Source organism: Arthrobacter sp. 05T442, assembly GCF_056395945.1.
Genome location: NZ_JBFTKM010000017.1, coordinates 47550 through 66893 on the forward strand (window position 1 = coordinate 47550; position 19344 = coordinate 66893).

The 19344-nt window shown below is 67.7% G+C and carries 16 protein-coding genes and 1 pseudogene; 9 read left to right on the top strand and 8 right to left on the bottom strand.

The annotated features are described in order from the left end of the window. Genes AC1DES_RS15195 through tkt form a run of 3 tightly spaced genes read right to left on the bottom strand, consistent with a single transcriptional unit; the run spans nt 1 to nt 4924 of the window. A complete protein-coding gene (locus AC1DES_RS15195; RefSeq protein WP_476896539.1) occupies nt 1-1635 on the bottom strand; it encodes a glucose-6-phosphate isomerase in 1635 nt (544 codons plus the stop codon). Nucleotides 1636-1640: 5 nt separating this feature from the next. Beyond that, nucleotides 1641-2759, bottom strand: coding sequence for a transaldolase (gene tal / locus AC1DES_RS15200; protein WP_476896540.1), 1119 nt, complete (start codon nt 2757-2759; stop codon nt 1641-1643). A gap of 47 nt (nt 2760-2806) precedes the next feature. Next, entirely contained in the window at nt 2807-4924 is a 2118-nt protein-coding gene (tkt, locus tag AC1DES_RS15205; protein WP_476896541.1) for a transketolase, read from the bottom strand. A gap of 486 nt (nt 4925-5410) precedes the next feature. Here tkt and AC1DES_RS15210 point away from each other — a divergent pair, with 486 nt between their 5' ends. Next, a complete protein-coding gene (locus tag AC1DES_RS15210) occupies nt 5411-6373 on the top strand; it encodes a heme o synthase (protein ID WP_476896542.1) in 963 nt (320 codons plus the stop codon). Here the strand turns inward: AC1DES_RS15210 and AC1DES_RS15215 are convergent. From AC1DES_RS15215 to AC1DES_RS15230, 4 genes are read right to left on the bottom strand one after another with little or no spacing between them, the layout of a single operon-like run. Next, on the bottom strand, nt 6360-7067 hold the full coding sequence (locus tag AC1DES_RS15215) for a DedA family protein (protein ID WP_476896543.1): 708 nt from the start codon (nt 7065-7067) through the stop codon (nt 6360-6362). The two genes, AC1DES_RS15210 and AC1DES_RS15215, sit on opposite strands and share 14 nt — an antisense overlap. Nucleotides 7068-7110: 43 nt before the next feature. After that, nucleotides 7111-8082: a COX15/CtaA family protein gene (locus AC1DES_RS15220; protein WP_476896544.1), complete on the bottom strand. Its 972-nt coding sequence runs from the start codon at nt 8080-8082 to the stop codon at nt 7111-7113. Nucleotides 8083-8090: 8 nt separating this feature from the next. Continuing rightward, nucleotides 8091-8864, bottom strand: a complete 774-nt coding sequence (locus AC1DES_RS15225) for an ABC transporter permease (protein ID WP_476896545.1) — start codon at nt 8862-8864, stop codon at nt 8091-8093. Beyond that, the gene (locus AC1DES_RS15230; protein ID WP_476896546.1) at nt 8861-9829 is read right to left on the bottom strand and encodes an ABC transporter ATP-binding protein; all 969 of its coding nucleotides are present in this window, start codon (nt 9827-9829) and stop codon (nt 8861-8863) included. The genes AC1DES_RS15225 and AC1DES_RS15230 overlap by 4 nt, the downstream gene beginning before the upstream one ends. Before the next feature lie 104 nt (nt 9830-9933). Between AC1DES_RS15230 and AC1DES_RS15235 the strand changes: the two genes are divergently transcribed. From AC1DES_RS15235 to AC1DES_RS15260, 6 genes are all read left to right on the top strand, one after another. Continuing rightward, entirely contained in the window at nt 9934-10776 is an 843-nt protein-coding gene (locus AC1DES_RS15235) for a helix-turn-helix transcriptional regulator (RefSeq protein ID WP_476896547.1), read from the top strand. Then, entirely contained in the window at nt 10776-12239 is a 1464-nt protein-coding gene (sufB, locus tag AC1DES_RS15240; RefSeq protein WP_476896548.1) for a Fe-S cluster assembly protein SufB, read from the top strand. The genes AC1DES_RS15235 and sufB overlap by 1 nt, the downstream gene beginning before the upstream one ends. Continuing rightward, entirely contained in the window at nt 12239-13525 is a 1287-nt protein-coding gene (gene sufD / locus AC1DES_RS15245) for a Fe-S cluster assembly protein SufD (RefSeq protein ID WP_476896549.1), read from the top strand. Before sufB ends, sufD begins: the two co-directional genes overlap by 1 nt. Nucleotides 13526-13556: 31 nt before the next feature. Continuing rightward, the gene (locus tag AC1DES_RS15250) at nt 13557-13916 is read left to right on the top strand and encodes a non-heme iron oxygenase ferredoxin subunit (RefSeq protein ID WP_476896550.1); all 360 of its coding nucleotides are present in this window, start codon (nt 13557-13559) and stop codon (nt 13914-13916) included. Between the two features lie 101 nt (nt 13917-14017). Beyond that, nucleotides 14018-14815 carry a Fe-S cluster assembly ATPase SufC gene (gene sufC / locus AC1DES_RS15255; RefSeq protein WP_476896551.1) on the top strand — a complete coding sequence of 266 codons (798 nt, stop codon included), beginning with the start codon at nt 14018-14020 and terminating at the stop codon, nt 14813-14815. Between the two features lie 13 nt (nt 14816-14828). Then, nucleotides 14829-15161: a metal-sulfur cluster assembly factor gene (locus AC1DES_RS15260; RefSeq protein WP_476896552.1), complete on the top strand. Its 333-nt coding sequence runs from the start codon at nt 14829-14831 to the stop codon at nt 15159-15161. Between the two features lie 54 nt (nt 15162-15215). On the opposite strand, the pseudogene ypfJ reads toward AC1DES_RS15260, so the two are convergent. Beyond that, a pseudogene (gene ypfJ / locus AC1DES_RS15265) lies at nt 15216-16097 on the bottom strand (KPN_02809 family neutral zinc metallopeptidase); the annotation flags it as partial. 58 nt (nt 16098-16155) lie between these two features. On the opposite strand from ypfJ, the gene AC1DES_RS15270 reads away from it, so the two are divergent. Continuing rightward, a complete protein-coding gene (locus AC1DES_RS15270; protein ID WP_476896553.1) occupies nt 16156-17592 on the top strand; it encodes an AMP-binding protein in 1437 nt (478 codons plus the stop codon). Then, the gene (locus AC1DES_RS15275) at nt 17585-18901 is read left to right on the top strand and encodes a thiolase family protein (RefSeq protein WP_476896554.1); all 1317 of its coding nucleotides are present in this window, start codon (nt 17585-17587) and stop codon (nt 18899-18901) included. The genes AC1DES_RS15270 and AC1DES_RS15275 overlap by 8 nt, the downstream gene beginning before the upstream one ends. Nucleotides 18902-19344 lie beyond the last annotated feature (443 nt).

Sequence of the window (19344 nt, forward strand, 5' to 3'; positions counted from 1 at the left end):
TTAGCTTTCAGTGGAGAGTGCGGCCTTGCCGGCCAGTGACGCGACGAGGTCCTGCAGTTGCCGGACACCCGCTGCGCGGTCGGTGAGGTGCAGCCGGAGGACCGGCCGGCCGTGTTCGGAAAGGACCTGCGCGTCCCCGGCCGCCTGCGCCGAGATCAGCTCACCGAAGGTGAAAGGCCGGTCCGGGATGGCAAGATCGGTCGCGGACGCCGCCGTGACCTGGAGGAACACGCCAATTGCCGGGCCGCCCTTGTGGAACTGGCCGGTGGAGTGCAGGAAGCGCGGTCCCCAGCCGAACGTGACGGGGCGGGAGCTGATCGCGGCCAGCTGGTCCCTGACCCCTTCCAGCGGCGCATAGGCCAGGCGGTCGAAGTAGGCCTGGACGCTGAGGTAGCCGTCCGCACCGAGTTCCGCGAGGAGTGCGCTGACGGCTTCCGCCGCCGTAGCCGCACGGCCGAGCCACTCGCCGCCGCGGACCTCGATGGCGCCGTCGGTGAAGCTCGCCGGCGTCGGTTCCGGCTGCGCATCCAGCAGTCCGCGGGCGGCGACCTTGGCGGCTTCGACGTCGGGCTGGTCAAAGGGGTTGATGCCCAGCAGGCGGCCGGCCACGGCGGTGGCGAATTCCCACGCCATCATCTGGGTGGGCAGGCCGCCGGCGATCGCAACCTCGTTTTCAGCGAGTACGACATCCGCATCCGCCGCGACGAGCCGGATGACCAGGACATCGGGAGCGCCGAGGGTGGCCTCCGGCGAGGCGGGGCCGGCGACAACCGGCAGAACGCCTGTGCCGAGCTTGCCCGTGGATTCAGCGATGAGTTGTTCCGCCCAATCCGCGAAGCCCACGATTCCGGAGCCGTCCTCGGCGATCACGATCTTATTGCGCAGCGGGCTTGTCCCGCCCAGTGCGGTGCCGAGGGCAAGGCCGATATTGTCCTCCGAGTCCTCGTTGAGGACCTCGGCGGCTTCCTCGGCTTCGTCCAGGAACGCCTGGATGTCCACTCCGGCAAGGCCGCAGGGAACGAGGCCGAACGCCGTGAGCGCCGAGTAGCGCCCGCCGACGTTCGGGTCCGCGTTGAAGACAGCCCGGTAGCCGGCCTCGCGGGAGGCCTTGTCCAGCGGCGAGCCCGGGTCGGTGACGATGATGATCCGGCTCTTGGCGTCGAGGCCCGCCTCGGTGAAGGCGTGCTCAAAGATCCGGCGCTGCGAATCCGTCTCCAGTGTGGAACCGGATTTGGAGGACACCACGATTGCCGTCTCAGCGAGGCGGTCCGCCAGCGCGGCGGCAACCTGCTCCGGGTCGGTGCTGTCCAGCACGGTCAGCTCGACGCCGGCGGTTCCGGCAATGACTTCAGGGGCCAGCGAGGAACCCCCCATGCCGCACAGGACGATCCGGTTAACACCCTCGGACCGGAGGGCGTCGCGGAGTGCCAGGATGTCCGCCACGAGCGGCTGGGAGACGGTGGCCGCCTCGACCCAGCCGAGCCGGACGGAGGCCTCGGACTCGGCATCGGGACCCCACAGGGTCGCGTCCTTGGCGAAGATCCGGGTGGCGACCCGGTCCTCGAGCAGTGCGGGCAGGTGCTGTTCGTGGGCCTGGCGGGCACCGCCCGTGGCGTCGTAGCTGAGAGTGGTCATGTGGGCTAGGCGTCCTTCCGTGCAGCGGCGAGGGCCACCTCGACGTCGGCCAGCAGTTCCTTCCAGCTTGCCACGAACTTGTCGAGGCCTTCGGACTCGAGCGCCGCGACAACGTCGTTGTAGGAGATGCCGAGGGCATCGAGCGCGTTGAGCGTGGCGTTGGCGTCGTCGTAGCCGCGGGAGATCGTGTTGCCCGTGACAGTGCCGTGGTCGAAGGTCGCGTCGAGCGTCTTTTCCGGCATGGTGTTCACGACGCCGGGGGCGACGAGCTCGGTGACGTACAGGGTGTCCGGGTATGCCGGGTCCTTGACGCCGGTGGACGCCCAGAGCGGACGCTGGGGGAGCGCGCCGGCGTCAGCCAGAAGCCCCCAGCGCTCGGTGGAGAAAAGCTCCTCGTAGACCTGGTAGGCAAGGCGGGCGTTGGCCACACCAGCCTTGCCTTTGAGTGCCCGGGCCTCGTCGGTACCGATCGCGTCAAGGCGCTTGTCGATCTCGGTGTCCACGCGGGAGACGAAGAAGGATGCCACCGAGTGGATCGTGGAGAGGTCGTGGCCGTTTTCCTTGGCCTGCTCCAGGCCGGACTGGAACGCGTTGATGACGGCGCGGTACCGCTCGAGGGAGAAGATCAGTGTCACGTTGACGCTGATGCCGGCCGCCAGGGTGGCGGTGATGGCTTCCAGTCCTTCGACGGTGGCCGGGATCTTGATCAGGACATTGTCCTTGTTGACCTGGCCGTAAAGTTCCTTGGCTTCGGTGATCGTCCCGGCGGTGTCCCAGGCGAGGCGGGGGTCCACCTCGATGGACACACGGCCGTCGACGCCCTTCGTGGCCGCAGCCACGGGGGCGAAGAGATCGCAGGCATCGGCGACGTCGGTCGTGGTGATCGCGAAGACGGTCGCCTCGACACTGGCGCCGGCTGCGGCCATTTCCTTGATCTTGGCGTCGTAGTCGTGGCCGGTGGTGATGGCGGCGTGGAAGATGCTGGGGTTCGTGGTGACGCCCACGACATTCTTCTCTTCGATGAGCTTGCGCAGCGTGCCGGTGGCGAGGCGTCCGCGGGAGAGATCATCGAGCCAGATGGAGACGCCGGCGTCGGACAACTGCTGGGTGGGGGTGGTGTTCATGGGATAACTCCTGGAAATCTGGGTCCTTGAAACAGGGCAGGTGCGGGTCAGGCCGTGAGGCCGGCGAGGGATTCCTTGGCTGCCGCGGCGACTGCTTCCGCGGTGATGCCGAATTCCTGGAAGAGCCTCTTGTAGTCCGCGGAGGCACCGAAGTGCTCGAGCGAGATGCTGCGGCCGGCGTCGCCGACGAAGTCCTTCCAGCCGAGGGCGAGGCCGGCCTCCACGGAGACACGGGCCTTGACGGCGGCGGGCAGGACGGCCTCGCGGTAAGCGGCGTCCTGGCGGTTGAACCACTCCACGCACGGCATGGACACCACGCGGGTGGGGATTCCCTCGGCCTGGAGGGCCTCGCGGGCCTGGACGGCCAGCTGGACCTCGGAGCCGGTGCCGATGAGGATGACCTCGGCGGGGGCGGTGGCGCCGTCCCGGGAAGCCTCGGCCAGGACGTAGCCGCCCTTCGCGACGCCGGCGGTGGAACCGAAGGTGTCGCCCTCGGCGTCGCCCCCGCCCCGGGCCCAGGTGGGGATGTTCTGGCGGGTCAGGACGATCCCGGCAGGGTTCGCGTGGTTCTCCAGCATGCTCTTCCATGCTGCGGCGACCTCGTTGGCGTCGCCCGGGCGGACGACGTCCAGGCCCGGGACGGCACGCAACGAAGCCAGCTGCTCGACGGGCTGGTGCGTGGGGCCGTCCTCGCCCAGTCCGATGGAGTCGTGGGTCCACACGTACAGCGACGGGACGCCCATCAGGGCACCGAGGCGGATCGCGGGGCGCTGGTAGTCGCTGAAGATCAGGAAGGTGCCGGAGAACGCGCGGGTCGCACCGTGCAGGGAGATGCCGTTGACGATGGAGGCCGCGGCGTGCTCGCGGATACCGAAGTGCAGGACCCGGCCGTAGGGGTTGCCCTTCCACGCCTCAGTCTGCCGGGACGCCGGAATGAACGACGGCGACCCCTCGATCGTGGTGTTGTTCGATTCGGCAAGGTCGGCCGAACCGCCCCACAGTTCCGGCATGACCGGACCGATCGCGTTCAGTACCTTGCCGGACGCGGCGCGGGTGGAGACATCCCTGCCGGCTTCAAACACCGGCAGTGCGGCGTCGAACTCGGCCGGCAGCTTGCGGGCCTCGACGCGTTCCAGCAGCGCCGCGGCCTCCGGGTTGCCGGCCTGCCAGGCCTCAAAGGCCCCCTGCCAGTCCCGGCGCACGGCGGCACCGCGGTCCCCGGCCTCACGGGTGTGGGCAAGGACGTCCTCGTCGACCTGGAAGGAACGCTCCGGGTCGAAGCCGAGGACCCTCTTCAGCCCCGCGACTTCCTCCGCGCCCAGGGCCGAGCCATGGATCTTGCCGGTGTTCTGCTTTTTCGGGGCCGGGTATCCGATGATGGTCCGCAGCGAAATGATGGAGGGCTTGCCGGTCTCGGCCTTCGCCGCGCGGAGGGCGGCGTAGAGCTCCGGGACGTCTTCGACGTATTCGCCGGTCCTGGTCCAGTCCACGCGCTGGACGTGCCAGCCGTAGGCCTCGTAGCGCTTCAGGACGTCCTCGGTGAAGGCGACGTCGGTGTCGTCCTCGATGGAGATGTGGTTCTCGTCGTAGATCACGACGAGGTTGCCGAGCTCCTGGTGGCCGGCCAGCGAGGACGCCTCGGACGTCACGCCCTCCTGCATGTCGCCGTCGGAGGCGATCACCCAGATGGTGTGGTCGAAGGGGCTGGTGCCCGGGGCGGCGTCGGCGTCGAACAGGCCACGCTGGCGCCGCTGGGAGTAGGCGAAGCCGACCGCGGAGGCCAGGCCCTGGCCCAGCGGGCCGGTGGTGATCTCCACACCGGAGGTGTGCTTGTACTCAGGGTGGCCCGGGGTCAGCGATCCCCAGGTCCGCAGCGCCTGCAGGTCTTTGAGCTCCAGTCCGTAACCGGAGAGGAAAAGCTGGATGTACAGGGTCAAGGAGGTGTGGCCAGGGGAGAGGACGAACCGGTCCCGGCCCAGCCAGTCCGGATGCTTCGGATCGTGCCGCATCAGCTTCTGGAAAAGAAGGTACGCGGCCGGGGCCAGGCTCATCGCCGTGCCGGGGTGGCCGTTACCGACCTTCTCCACCGCATCGGCGGCCAGCACGCGGACAGTGTCCACGGCGCGCTGGTCCAAGCTGGTCCATGACAGTTCTTGCTCTTCCAAATGTGGCACGAAAACCGGGCCCCTCTCTGTGCTGACGGCCGGCGGTACGGTCGGTCCGGTCCCGGGCACAGTTCGGTGCCCGCTGCGGTTCGTACCAGCCGTTCACCATCGAAACGTTGATCTATCATTCAGACGCATCAACAGATGCGGGAAACGCCTTTTTGCGCAATCGCCCGTGTGCGCTGATCTGCAGACAGCTTAGCCCTATTCCACTGGGCGGGCAGCGTATATCTCACCAATTGGACCGCATTTCGGCTTATATGAATCACCACGCACGGGAGCGGCGGTGAGCACGCGTTAACGTGCCGGAATCATGGCGTGCGCCACAGCGCCGTTCCCGGGACGTCCGCGCCTGCGGCACCACGGTATGATGGGACGTGGCTTCCACCGGGGGCGGGGACACGCGCGTGTCCCGGGCGTGGACCGTTTCCTTACGCTACCGGTGGTGCGAATTCCCAGCCGGACTGAACAGCCAGACAGAACAGAGTGACTGCCACCGTGAGCACAACAGATACGCCGCTGAACGCCTCCCCGGCCCGGGGACGGACCGGCTTCGCCCGCAAAGCCAAGGCCTACCTGGCTCTCACGAAGCCCCGCGTCATCGAGCTCCTGCTGGTCAGCACGCTCCCGACCATGATCTACGCACAGCGCGGGTTCCCCTCGATCGGCCTGATCCTGGCGACTCTTGTCGGCGGAGCCTTCGCGGCCGGCAGCGCGGGCGCGTTCAATTGCTACATCGACCGCGACATCGACAAACTCATGCACCGCACGGAGAACCGGCCGCTGGTCACAGGCGAGGTCACCCCCCGGGAAGCGCTCGTCTTCTCCTGGCTTCTTGGGGCGGCGGCGCTGGCGATCCTCTGGTTCGGCGCGAACCCGCTCTCGGCCTGGCTCGGTCTCGGCGCCATTGTCTTCTACGTGGTCATCTACACCATGATCCTCAAGCGCCGCACCGCTCAGAACATCGTCTGGGGCGGCGCTGCCGGCTGCTTCCCGGTACTCATCGCCTGGGCCGCCGTGACCAACACGGTGCAGTGGCCCGCCGTCGTGCTCTTCATGGTGATCTTCCTCTGGACCCCGCCGCACTACTGGCCGCTCTCCATGCGCTACGGCGAGGACTACCGCAACGCCAACGTGCCGATGCTCGGCGCCATCGCCGGCGCCAAGGTCGTCTCAGTGCAGGTTGTCCTGTACGCGTGGGCCATGGTGGCGTGTTCCCTGCTGATGGTCCCGGCCGGCGGAGCGGGCTGGGTCTACACGGTCACGGCCGTTGTCGCCGGAGCCTGGTTCCTTTACGAGTCCCATGCGCTGCACACCCGCGCACAGGGCGGCGACGTCTCCAACAAGGGCGCGATGAAGGTCTTCCACGGCTCCATCAGCTACCTCACCCTGCTGTTCATCGCCCTGGCCATCGACCCGTTCGTGGGCCCGGCCGTCATGGGCCGTTAGTACCCCCCGGGTTCCCGGGGCCGCCTGTGACCCCCGGCTCCGCATGGCCCTTCGGCTCTGAAGGGGGATCTGAAGGCTCCGCCGACTGCCGGCGGTTGACGCGGGCACGGCGGATACGCCAGATGATCAGGGCGAGCACGCCGAGCACCAGGACAGCTGCCGTGATGTCCCGGCCGGCAGCCTTGGCGACGGCTTCATAGGAATTGCCCGCAAAGAAGCCCAGCAGGACGAAGCCGGCACCCCAGACGAGGCCCCCGGCTGCATTGAAGGCCAGGAAGCGCGGGTAGTGCATCCGCGAGGTCCCGGCCAGGGCCGGCATGACGGCCCGGAAGAACGCCACGAAGCGGCCGAGGAAGACGGCCGAGCCGCCGCGCCGGCGCAGGAACTCCTGGGCCTTGGCCAGGGCGGCGCGCCGGTTCTTCATGACCCCGGAATCCAGCAACCTGGGACCGAGGTGCTTTCCGAGCTCGTAGCCGACCGTGTCGCCGGCCACCGCGGCCAGCACAACGACCGCAACCATGCCCCACAGCGGCACCTCGCCGCGGCTGGCGACAACGCCTCCCAGTACCGCGGCGGTCTCGCCCGGGAACACGAACCCGATGAACACCGCGTCCTCAGCGAAAACCAGGCACCCCACGATGGTGAAAGCCAGCGCGGGACTGATGTTCAGCAGGCCTTCCATGATTGCGTTCACGGCGGGCACCTTTCTCTCTACAGAGTCAGGCTACAGAGTCGGGCTATTTCACGGGACTGGACCGGGCGACGTCGGCGGCGTTGGTGGCAGCGCACATGAGCAGGGCGGCGCCCAGCATGTGTGCCCCCACGAGGAGGGCAGGGATGCCGTTGTAGTACTGCGTGAAGCCGATGACGGCCTGCAGCACGGTGACGCCAAGAAGCAGGAACACACCGCTCCGGAACGGGCCGCCAATCCGGTCCCGGAACACCAGGAACAGCCCGAACAGCGCTCCTGCCGTGACGAGGTAGGCCGGCACGGCGTGGGCGTGCGAGATCAGGTCCCAGTCCAGGCCGTTCCGCGGTGCGTTGGCGTCGCCGGCGTGCGGGCCGGCCCCGGTCACGGCCACGCCCAGGCAGACCGCGACGGCGGAGAAGATGGCGACGGCGAGCATCACCGGACGCGCGGCACCCGGCAGCGCCGGAAGGGACGATGCGGGAAGCGGCGATGCGGGCACGGACTGGTGCCGGGCCCTGCCGGTCCGGCCGAAGGCCCGGTTGACGAGCAGGGTCGCGAGGACCACGAGGGCCATGGACACCAGGAAGTGCAGCCCGACCACCCAGGGGTTGAGCCCCGTGAGCACGGTGATGCCTCCGATGATGGCCTGCGCGGGGATGCTGGCGAGCAGCCCCAAAGCCAGGAGGTAGAGGTCGCGGCGTTCCTTGCGCAGGTTCCACAGGTACACCAGCATCATCACGGCGACCGCGGCCAGTGCAAACGTCAGGAGCCGGTTACCGAATTCGATGACGCCGTGGTAGCCCATTTCCGGCGTGGTCGCGAGGGAGCCTTCGGTGCAGCGGGGCCATGTCGGGCAGCCCAGGCCCGAGGACGTCAGGCGGACGGCCCCGCCGGTCACCACGAGGACGATCTGGCCGACCAGGGACAACACGGCAAGCCGTTTCACCGTCTTGTCCACGGCGACGGGCAGCATGGACGTTATCCGGGAGGCGAGGGGTGGGCGTGACGCCGTACTCACAGTTTTTCTCAATTCCACTTGAACCAACGGGTTGCTGCGCCGCCGGCAATCGCCGTCCAGAGCAACATGACAAGCACGGCAGCGCTGTTGATGCTGCCATGCAGGAACGCGTCCCTCAGTGCCTGACCCAGCGCGCCTGAAGGCAGGAAATGCACCACGGCCTGCGCCAGGGCGGGCAGCCGTTCGGCCGGTATCACGATGCCGCCAAGCGCCCCCAGCAGGATCCACAGCAGGTTGGTGATGGCCAGCGTCGCCTCCGGCCGGACCGTGCCGGCCACGAGAAGACCCAGTGAGGTGAAGGAGGCCGCACCGAGGACAAGCAAGGCCAGGCCCGGCAGCCAGCCGAGCGGGTCGGGCTGCCAGCCGAGCATCAGGGCCACGGCGGTGACGACCAGGACCTGCAGGAGCAGCACGGCCAGGACGGCGAGCACTTTGCCGGCGATCAGCCCGGTCCTGCCCAGCGGAGTGGTGGAGAGGAAGCGGAGCACGCCGTACCTGCGGTCGAAGCCCGTGGCGATGCCCTGGCCGGTGAAGGCCGTGGACATGGCGCAGAGGGCCAGAATGCCGGGAACCGCGATGTTGATCCGGCTGGAGCCGAGCCCGTCAAGCACAGGGGTGACGGTCAGCCCCACCATGGCCAGCAGTGGAAGGACCACGGCGAGGATCAGCTGTTCGCCGTTGCGGAGCATGGTGACGGTCTCGTACCTGCCCTGCAGGAGGATCCGCTGCAGCAGCGGGGCGGGGGCACTGCCCAGGGCACGGTTGCCCGGAACGGGGGTCATCGGATCTCCCTTCCGGAGATGTCCAGGAAAACGTCCTCGAGGCTGCGGGCCTCGAGGCTCATGGACGTGGGCATGATGCCGCGGGCAGCCCACCAGGCTGCCACGGCGGCCAGGTCGGCGGGGGTGAGTGCGCCGGTCGCGGAGTAGCTGCCGGCCCTGGATTCCCGGACCTCGACGGCGTCGGGGAGTACCCCGGTCAGGTCCAGTCCTGGCGGGGCCTCGAACAGGAGAGTCCGGACGTGCTGTTCGCCGCCGCCGGGCTCCAGCTCGTGCTGCAGCAGCTGTGCCACGGTGCCTTCGGCCACGTTGCGCCCGGCGTCGATGATGTAGATGTAGTCGGCCAGGCGCTGGGCGTCGTCCATCAGGTGGGTTGTGAGGATGATTCCCATGCCGCGGTCGCGGAGCTCGGAGATCAGTTCGAAGACCATCTGGCGGGATTGCGGGTCCAGGCCGGCGCTCGGCTCATCGAGGAAGAGTACCTCGGGGTTGCCGACGAGGGCCGCGGCGAGGGCGAGGCGCTGCTTTTGGCCACCGGAGAGGCGGCGGACGTTGGTGCGGCTGAACGTGTCAATGCCGAGGCGCCGGATCAGCTCGTCGACCGGCCACGGGTCCTGGTACATGCCGGCAATGTGATGGAGGAGCGGAATCGGCCGGGCCGACGGCGGCAGGCCGCCGTCCTGCAGCATCACACCGACGCGTGCCCGCAGCCCGGCGCCGGCCGTGTCAGGATCCTGGCCCAGCAGGCTGATGTTGCCCGCGGTGCGCTTCTGCAGCCCTTGGGCGCACTCGATGGTGGTGGTCTTGCCGGCACCGTTGGCGCCCAGCAGGGCCGTGACCTGGCCGCGTTCGGCAACGAGGGAGAGCCCGCTGACCACCCGCAGCATCTTGCCGTCGAGGGAGGACAGTGGACCAACATCCTTGACGAGCCCGCTGATGGACAGGACGGGGGATTCGGGAGATCGCACCACAGCATTCTACGTGATGTAGTACGGCCGGGGCCGAGCGCGGCCGTATGGAGCGTAGCCATGCCTTACTGGCTTGCCGGAGTAAATTACGACATGATTGTGTTGTGTATTCCGTGAGTTCCTCCTCTGTTGCCCTCGCCGGGCACGGCGCCCCGCGCAGCACTGCCGCAGTGGCAGTGCCGGCAGCGGGTGCGGTTCCGGTGCACGACGCCGAAGAGCGCACCCGGGACCGCGTCCTGAACGCGGTCCTTGAGCATGGCCCGATCAGCGCCGCAGAACTCGGTGACCAGCTCGGATTCACCCCTGCCGCGGTACGCCGGCACCTGGACCACCTCGCGCGGAGCGGCGTGATCGAGGTCAAGCGGGTTGCCCGCGCCGGTGCGCGCGCGGGACGACCGGCCCGCCGCTACGTCCTCAGCTCGCAGGGCCAGTCCACGCTCGGCAACGACTACCTCGACATCGCCACCCTGGCGCTGCGCCGCCTCGGCGAAATGGCCGGCCCGGAGGCAGTCCGGCAGTTCGCCGTCGAACGCTTCGCCGACATGGAACGCCGCTACGCGCCGGAAATCGAAGCGGCCGGTACGGACATCACGGCACGCGCCCGGGTCCTTTCGGAGGCCCTGAGCCGTGACGGCTTCGTGGCCTCGGCGCAATCCGTCGAAGCCAAAGCCCCGTTGCCGGCAGCCCTGTCCAGCGTCCAGCTATGCCAGGGACACTGCCCCATCCAGCACCTGGCCGCCCAGTTCCCGGTGTTCTGCGATGTGGAGACCGACGTATTTTCCCGGCTGGTCGGCGTCGACGTACGCCGGCTTTCCACGCTGGCGCGCGGCGGCCATGTCTGCACCACCCATATACCTACAGGGCGTCCGGCAGCCAGGAGGCCCCTGGGCTCCGCAGCTCCGGGCGCCCTGGACGAAGTATCCAACCATCTGCAAGAAAGGCCGTGATGACGGACCAACTATCAGAGAAGACGGTTGCTGAATCTACTGTGATTTCGGAGATTCTGGAAAAGAATCCCGAGCTCCACGGAATCGGCACCTACGAGTACGGCTGGGCCGACAAGAACGACGTCGGCGCCAATGCCCGCCGCGGGATTAATGAGGACGTGGTCCGTGACATCTCGGCCAAGAAGAACGAGCCGGAATGGATGCTCGACCTCCGCCTCAAGGGCCTGAAGTACTTCGACCGGAAGCCGATGCCCACGTGGGGCGCGGACCTGTCCGGCATCGACTTCGACAACATCAAGTACTTCGTACGGTCCACCGAGAAGCAGGCCGCAACGTGGGAAGACCTTCCGGAGGACATCCGGAACACCTACGAGAAGCTGGGCATCCCGGAAGCGGAACGCAGCCGCCTCGTCTCCGGCGTCGCCGCCCAGTACGAGTCCGAGGTCGTCTACCACCAGATCCGCGAGGACCTGGAACAGCAGGGCGTCATCTTCCTGGACACGGACACGGCCCTGCGCGAGCACCCGGAGATCTTCCAGGAGTATTTCGGCACGATCATCCCGGTGGGCGATAACAAGTTTGCCTCGCTGAACACGGCCGTCTGGTCCGGCGGTTCCTTCGTGTACGTGCCCAAGGGCGTCCACGTGGACATCCCGCTGCAGGCGTACTTCCGCATCAATACGGAAAACATGGGCCAGTTCGAGCGCACCCTGATCATCGCTGACGAGGACTCCTACGTCCACTACATCGAGGGCTGCACCGCACCGATCTACACCTCGGATTCACTGCACTCCGCCGTAGTGGAAATCATCGTGAAGAAGGGCGCCCGCGTCCGTTACACGACGATCCAGAACTGGTCCACCAACGTGTACAACCTGGTCACCAAACGCGCCATCTGCGAGGAGAACGCCACCATGGAGTGGATCGATGGCAACATCGGCTCCAAGGTCACCATGAAGTACCCGGCCGTCTACCTCGTGGGCGAGGGCGCCAAGGGCGAGACCCTCTCCATCGCCTTTGCCGGCGAAGGCCAGCACCAGGACACCGGCTCCAAGATGGTCCACATCGCGCCCAACACCAAGAGCTCGATCGTGTCCAAGTCCGTGGCCCGCGGCGGCGGCCGTGCGGCTTACCGCGGCCTGGTCCAGGTCCGTGAAGGCGCCAAGCACTCGGCCAACACGGTCCGTTGTGACGCCCTCCTGGTGGACACCATCAGCCGGTCGGACACCTACCCGTACATCGACATCCGTGAGGACGACGTCACGATGGGGCATGAGGCGACGGTCTCCCGCGTCAGCGAAGAGCAACTCTTCTACCTGATGTCCCGCGGCATGCGCGAAGACGAGGCCATGGCGATGATCGTCCGCGGCTTCATCGAGCCGATTGCCCGCGAACTGCCGATGGAATACGCCCTCGAGCTGAACCGACTGATTGAACTGCAGATGGAAGGATCGGTCGGTTAATGACTGACATCACTACTGAAAAGGCCCGCATCGGCGCGCCCTCTTCCCAGCCGTTCATCAACGGCTTCACGGAGGAAGGCGAAAGCCTCTCACCCGTGAACGCGGCGGAGTCCAAGTCACCGCTGGGCGGCGAGGCCGTCAAGCGCCACTCGCACGGCGGCGGCGTCGGCATTCCGGACAGCTCACGCGCCGGACGCCTCACGTCCTACAAGCTGGCCGACTTCAAGCCGTTGACCGGCATGGAGGAGGACTGGCGGTTCACCCCGCTCAAGCGCCTCCGCGGCCTGCACACCGAGGTTCTCAATGGTGCCGCCCCGTCCGTGAGCGTCACCGCTCCGGCCAGCGTCACGGTCGAGACGGTCGGCCGCGGCGACAAACGGATCGGCTCCGCCGGCATCCCCGAGGACCGGGTCTCCGCCAACGCTTGGGAGAACTTCTCCGAGGCCACGGTCGTCACCGTTCCCGCCGGGGTCCAGGCGGACGGCGAAGTCAGCGTTGTGCTGACCGGCCAGGGCACGGCCGCTGCGGCGCAGCACCTCGTCATCGTGGCAGAAAAGCTCTCCAGCTCCGTCGTTGTCCTGGACCACCAGGGCACTGCCGTTGTCTCGGAAAACGTCGAGATCGTCGTCGGGGACGGCGCGCAGCTGACGGTCATCTCGCTCCAGGAATGGAACGACGACGCCGTCCATGCGTCCTCCCAGCAGGTGAAGCTCGGCCGCGACGCCAAGTTCAAGCACATCGTTGTCAGCCTCGGCGGCGACCTCGTGCGCGTCACGCCGTCGGCACGCTTCACAGCCCCCGGCGCTGAAGTGGAACTCTTCGGCCTGTACTTCGCCGACGCCGGCCAGCACCTCGAGCAGCGCCTGTTCGTGGACCACGCCGTCGCCAACTGCAAGTCCAACGTCCTGTACAAGGGCGCCCTGCAGGGCCGGAATGCGCACACCGTCTGGGTGGGCGACGTCCTGATCCGCAAGGAAGCAGAAGGCACCGACACCTACGAGGCCAACCGCAACCTGGTCCTGACCGACGGCGCCCGCGCGGACTCCGTGCCCAACCTTGAAATCGAGACCGGCCTGATCGCCGGCGCCGGCCACGCCAGCGCCACCGGCCGGTTCGACGACGAGCACCTGTTCTACCTGATGGCCCGCGGCATTCCGGAAGAGGTGGCCCGCCGTCTGGTGGTCCGCGGCTTCCTGAACGAGATCATCCAGCAGATCAAGGTTCCGGCCATCGAAGAACGCCTCACGGCCGCCGTCGAGCGCGAACTCGCGGCAACGAACCACTAGTGCGCAGCACCAGAGAACACGGAAAACATCAATGACTGAACAGCCAAAGGGCGAACTGGTCTGCAACGCCAGCGAGATCCACCTCAAGCAGGCGCTGCGGATCCTGATCGACGACTACCCCGTAGCGATCGTGAAGGACTCGATGGGCGAGATCCACGCCATCGGCGACACCTGCTCGCACGCGGACATTTCCCTCTCCGAAGGGGAAGTGGAAGGCTGCAAGATCGAGTGCTGGGGCCACGGCTCCCAGTTCGACCTGCGCAGCGGCGAGCCGCTCCAGCTGCCGGCCTACGATCCTGTTCCTGTTTTTGCCGTGACCGTCGTGGGCGACGAGGTCTACGTGGACTTCACGAACGTCCTCAACGGCGCCGAGGCTCCGAACTTCAGCTAGCTGCCCGCAGCCGGCAACCCGCACCACAGAAATTTATCGACAAGAATTCGACAAGAAAACGCACAGTGCCGGAGGGCACCGTGCAGAGGAGAACAAGGCACATGTCTACTCTTGAGATCAAGGACCTGCACGTCAGCATTGACACCGAGCAGGGCACCAAGGAAATCCTGAAGGGCGTCAGCCTGGCCATCAGGACCGGCGAAACGCACGCCATTATGGGCCCGAACGGCTCGGGCAAGTCCACCCTCGCGTCCACCATCGCCGGTCACCCGCGCTACAACGTGACCTCGGGTTCGATCACCCTCGACGGCGAAGACGTCCTCGCCATGAGCGTCGACCAGCGCGCCCGCGCCGGCGTGTTCCTGGCCATGCAGTACCCCGTCGAGGTTCCCGGCGTGAGCATGACCAACTTCCTGCGCACCGCCAAGACCGCCATCGACGGCGAAGCCCCCAAGCTCCGCACCTGGACGAAGGACGTCAAGGCCGCCATGGCGCAGCTGCGCATCGACGCCGACTTCACCCAGCGCAACGTCAACGAAGGCTTCTCCGGCGGCGAGAAGAAGCGCGTGGAGATCCTCCAGCTGGAGCTCTTCAAGCCGAAGTTCGCCATCCTCGACGAGACCGACTCCGGGCTCGACGTCGATGCGCTGAAGGTCGTCTCCGAGGGCGTCAACCGCGCCCACGCCGAAGGCAACATGGGCACCCTGCTCATCACCCACTACACGCGGATCCTGCGCTACATCAAGCCGGAATTCGTGCACGTGTTCGTTGACGGCCAGGTTGTCGAAGAGGGCGGCCCGGAGCTCGCCGACCGCCTCGAAGAAGAAGGCTACGACCGCTACGCCACCGGCGCAGGGGCAGCCACCATCGCTGCCGCCGACGCCGCAGCCCAGGCCTAGTTAGGACTCCACCATGACCGAACTCAATGTGGCCCGCACGGGCCTCGAAGATGTCGAAGAGGCACTCAAGGATGTGATCGACCCGGAACTCGGGGTCAACATCGTTGATCTTGGCCTGCTGTACGGTCTGAAGTACTCCGACGGCGACGGCGCGCTGCTCATCGACATGACCCTCACCACGGCCGCCTGCCCGCTCACCGACGTGATCGAGGAACAGGTCGGCAAGGCCCTGGACGGGGTCGTCGACGAATGGCGGCTCAACTGGGTGTGGATGCCGCCGTGGGGTCCGGAACGGATCACCGAAGACGGCCGCGACCAGATGCGCGCCCTCGGCTTCAACATCTAAATCCCCACCGCCTTCCCTGCTTGAGACGGCGGCCGGCCACCTTCCAGCGAAGGGAGTTGCGACGCCGAACGTATCGCACTGGTTGATGTCGCCCGTCTTGTAGCCCTGCGAGAACCACTTCTGCCGCTGCGCGCTGGAGCCGTGCGTCCAGGCCTCGGGGGACACCCGGCCGGTGGCGGCCTTCTGGATCCGGTCATCACCCACGGCCGACGCCGCCGACAATGCGTCGTTGACGTCCTGGGCCTTCAACGGATCCAGGTACGGCTGGCCGGTCTTGGGATCAGGCTGCGTCGTGGCGTAATGCACCCAGATTCCGGCGTAGCAGTCCGCCTGCAGCTCGACGCGCACGGAACCGGATGCCGGTCCCTGGGGATCCTGCTGGGCCCGGTCGATGGTGCCGAGGATGTTCTGGATATGGTGGCCAAACTCATGGGCCACCACGTACTCCTGGGCCAGCGGGCCGCCGGAGGATCCGAACCGGTCGACGAGTTCCTGGAAGAAGCCGGGATCAAAGTAGGCCGTGGTGTCGGTCGGGCAGTAGAACGGTCCCACGGCTGACGTCGCGGCGCCGCAGCCGGTGCTGGTGCTGCCGCTGAAAATCACCGTCTTGGGTTGCGGGTACTTCTTGTTGTACTGGGCCAGATACGTCGGCCAGAAAGCGTTGAGGCTGTTGACCGTGCCGGTAATCCGGCAGTCCAGCCGGGCATCGGCGTCCGCGCCTGTCCTGCAGGCGGGCGCGGAACCCTGCGCCTGTGACGTGGGGTTCTGCGAGGTGCCGGTCAGGCCCTCGAGGAGGGAAGGGTTGATGCCGAACAGGGCCGCCAGCAGCAAGATGATGCCGCCGCCGATCCCGCCCCCGATCATCGGGCCGCGGCCCATCCCGCGGCGGTCCTGGACCTGCGAAGGATCCAGCTGGGCGTTGTCGTTGAAACTCATGCTGTCACAATATCGTGTGCTGACTGTGACCGGACCGACGGCCGGTAAAGTTGATCCGATGCCTTTTCTCGACAGACTCCAGCGCTGGGCCGATGAGCGCCCCGACGGTACAGCCGTCGCCGTGGCCGGGCAGCGCCTGAGCTGGGCCGGGCTCCGGGATGCGGCCGCCGCCCTCGTGCCCGCAGCGCCGGCGGTGACCGTGTTGTCCGAAAACAACTCCACCGGCTTCGTCGTGGCCTTCGCGGCAGCAGTCGCCGGGGAACGGCAGTGCGCCGTCCTGGACCCTGCGTGGCCTCACCAGCTGCAGGACGGGATCGCGGAGCGGATCGCCGAGGCCGTGCCGGCGGCGCCCGGTCCTGCGCTGGGGGGTCCTGCGCTGCGGAGTCCTGCGAACGGGGCGGAACTTACGGACGGACCGCCGGCGGCGCCGTTTTTGATCGGCCTGACATCCGGCACCACATCGATTCCCAAGGCGTTCACGCGCTCGCGCCGGTCCTGGCAGCAGTCCTTCGACGCCTCGATTGAATTCTTCGGTCTCACCCCGGAAGACAGGACCCTAGCCCCCGGACCCCTCGCGGCCAGCCTGAACCTGTACGCCCTGGCCGAATGTTTGTACGCCGGGGCGGAGTTCCACACACTGGCCCACTTCGACGTCGGCGCCGCGCACGCCGCCGTCAATCACGACGGTATTACCCGTCTGGTCCTCGTTCCGACGATGCTCAGGCTGCTGAGCGAACGCGGACTCACCGGCGGCGTGGACGGCTGCGGCATCCGCAGCATCATCTGCGCGGGCTCCAAGCTGGACGCCCGGACGCTTGAAGCAGCCCGCCGCTGGGCACCGAACGCCACCATTTTTGAGTACTACGGTGCCTCGGAGCTCAGCTTCGTCTCAGGCTCCGGTCTGCGGCCTGGCCAGGCAGCGGAGCCTGGCGGCACCGGCATCGGGAAGCCCTTTCCCGGCGTCGAAATCCGGATACTGGACGACGTCGGAACCCGGCTGGCCGACGGCGTCGACGGAAACATCTGCGTCCGCAGCGGCATGGTCAGCGACGGCTACCTGTGGGGCGACGACGGGCAGGCTCTGCGGTGCTTCGAAGGCTGGTTTACGGTCGGGGACCAGGGTTACCTGTCCGGCGGCACGCTGCACATGCTGGGCCGGCGCTCCGACATGATTATCACCGCCGGCACCAACGTCTATCCGCACGAGGTCGAACTGGCACTGGCGTCCGTGCCGGGTGTGGCGGCAGCCGTTGCCGCCGGCGCGGCTGATGACGTCCGCGGCCAGCGCGTGGTGGCCGGCGTGGTGCCGTCTCACGGGGCGGTCACGGCCACCCAGCTCAAAGCAGGCGTCGAGGGCGTGTTGGCGAGGAACAAGCGCCCGCTCGAGTACTACGCACTGGCCGAGCTTCCCCTGACGGACCGGGGCAAACTCAGCAGGCAACTCCTCCTCGACTGGGTCGGCCATAACGACCCAAGGATCCGGCGCCTTGCCTGAGCACCGCACGAGGACCCTTCCGGAGGACCGGCAGCCGGTCATCATTGCCGCGCGCCGGACGCCGATCTGCCGCGCCAACGGGGCACTGAAAACTCTGCGGGCCCACGAACTCCTCGCACCTGTCCTCCGCAGCCTGCTCGACGGCTCCGGCGCGGGCGGCGCGGGCGGGGCCGACTTGGCCGGCGTGGGCGGGGCCGCCGGCTTGGCCGGCGTGGGCGGGGCCGCCGGCTTGGCCGGCGTGGGCGGGGCCGCCGGCTTGGCCGCGGGATCCGTGACCGATGTCGTGATCGGCAACGCCGTGGGCGGCGGGGGCAACGTCGCCCGGCTTGCTGCCCTGGAGGCCGGGCTGCCCGTGAGCGTCCCCGGGGTGACAGTGGACCGGCAGTGCGGTTCGGGACTGGACGCGATCGTGCTGGCGTCACGCCTGGTGGCGGCCGGCGGTGGCGGCGTGTATCTGGCCGGCGGGGTGGAAAGCATCAGCACGGCACCCCTGCGCGCCCGCCGCGGTGACGACGGCACTCCGGACTTCTTCCGCCGCGCCCAGTTCGCGCCCCTCAGCTACGGGGATCCGGACATGGGGGTGGCGGCGGAAACCGTGGCCGCCCGGTTCGGCATCAGCCGGGAACGCCAGGACGCCTTTGCACTCCGCAGCCACCGGCTGGCGCTGGCCGCCGCTGCCGCCGGCTCGTTCGACGGCGAACTCGTCCCGCTCGCTCGCATGTCCGGCTCCAGGAACGTGAAGGCCGACGTTGTCCGGTCGGATGACGGCCCCCGGGCCAGCCTCGGTGCGGCGCTCATGGCGCGCTTCCCGCCCGTGTTTTCCGAGCAAGGCACCGTGACGGCGGGAAACTCCTGCTTCGACGCAGACGGTGCTGCCGCCGTCGTGATCACTACGGTAGGGCGGGCGCGGCAGCTTGGCGCGACCGACGGGCTCCTGGTCCTGGGCACGGATACTGCCGGGGTCGACCCGCAGCTCCTGGGGATCGGGGGGGCGGCGGCGGCAGACCGGCTACTCTCGGAGCGGGGGCTGACGGCCGGGGATGTGGGCCTCATCGAGTTCAATGAGGCCTTTGCCGCCCAGGCCCTTGCCTGCTTTGACCAGCTGGGCATCGACCCCGGGCGGGTAAACCTCGACGGCGGCGCACTGGCCCTGGGCCACGCCTACGGGGCGTCGGGCGCGGTGCTCGTGACCCGGTTGCTGGCCCAGGCGCGCCGGAATCCGGTGGAAGGACAGCTGGCCCTGGCCATGATCAGCATTGCAGGCGGCATGGGGACGGCCGCGTTGTTTGGGTACTGCCGCCTCGGCTGACCCCTCCGCGGGACATGCTCGTTCTTGTCCGGGGGACATGCTCATTCTTGTCCGCGGGACATGCTCATTCTTGTCCGCGGGACATGCTCATTCTTGTCCGCGGGACATGCTCATTCTTTGGGCTGGCGGATGGGCATCCTGGGATCATGTCCGGTGCCTGCGGGCAGGGGAGCGCATGTCCATCCTTGGTGGGAGGCGCACGACCAAGCCTCCGCCTGACCTCCCCGCCTGAACCCTCAGCCGACCCCTCAGCCGACCCCCTCCACGGGACATGCTCATTCCTTGGTCTTGCGGGTGGGCATGGCGGGAACATGTCCATTGGCTGCGGGCAGGGGAGGGCATGTCCATCCCTGGTGGGCGCTGGACAACGCCTCCGTCCGAACCCGGCTGAACCCTCCGCCAGCCCTCTACGGGACATGCTCATTCTTGGTGCTGGCGGGTGA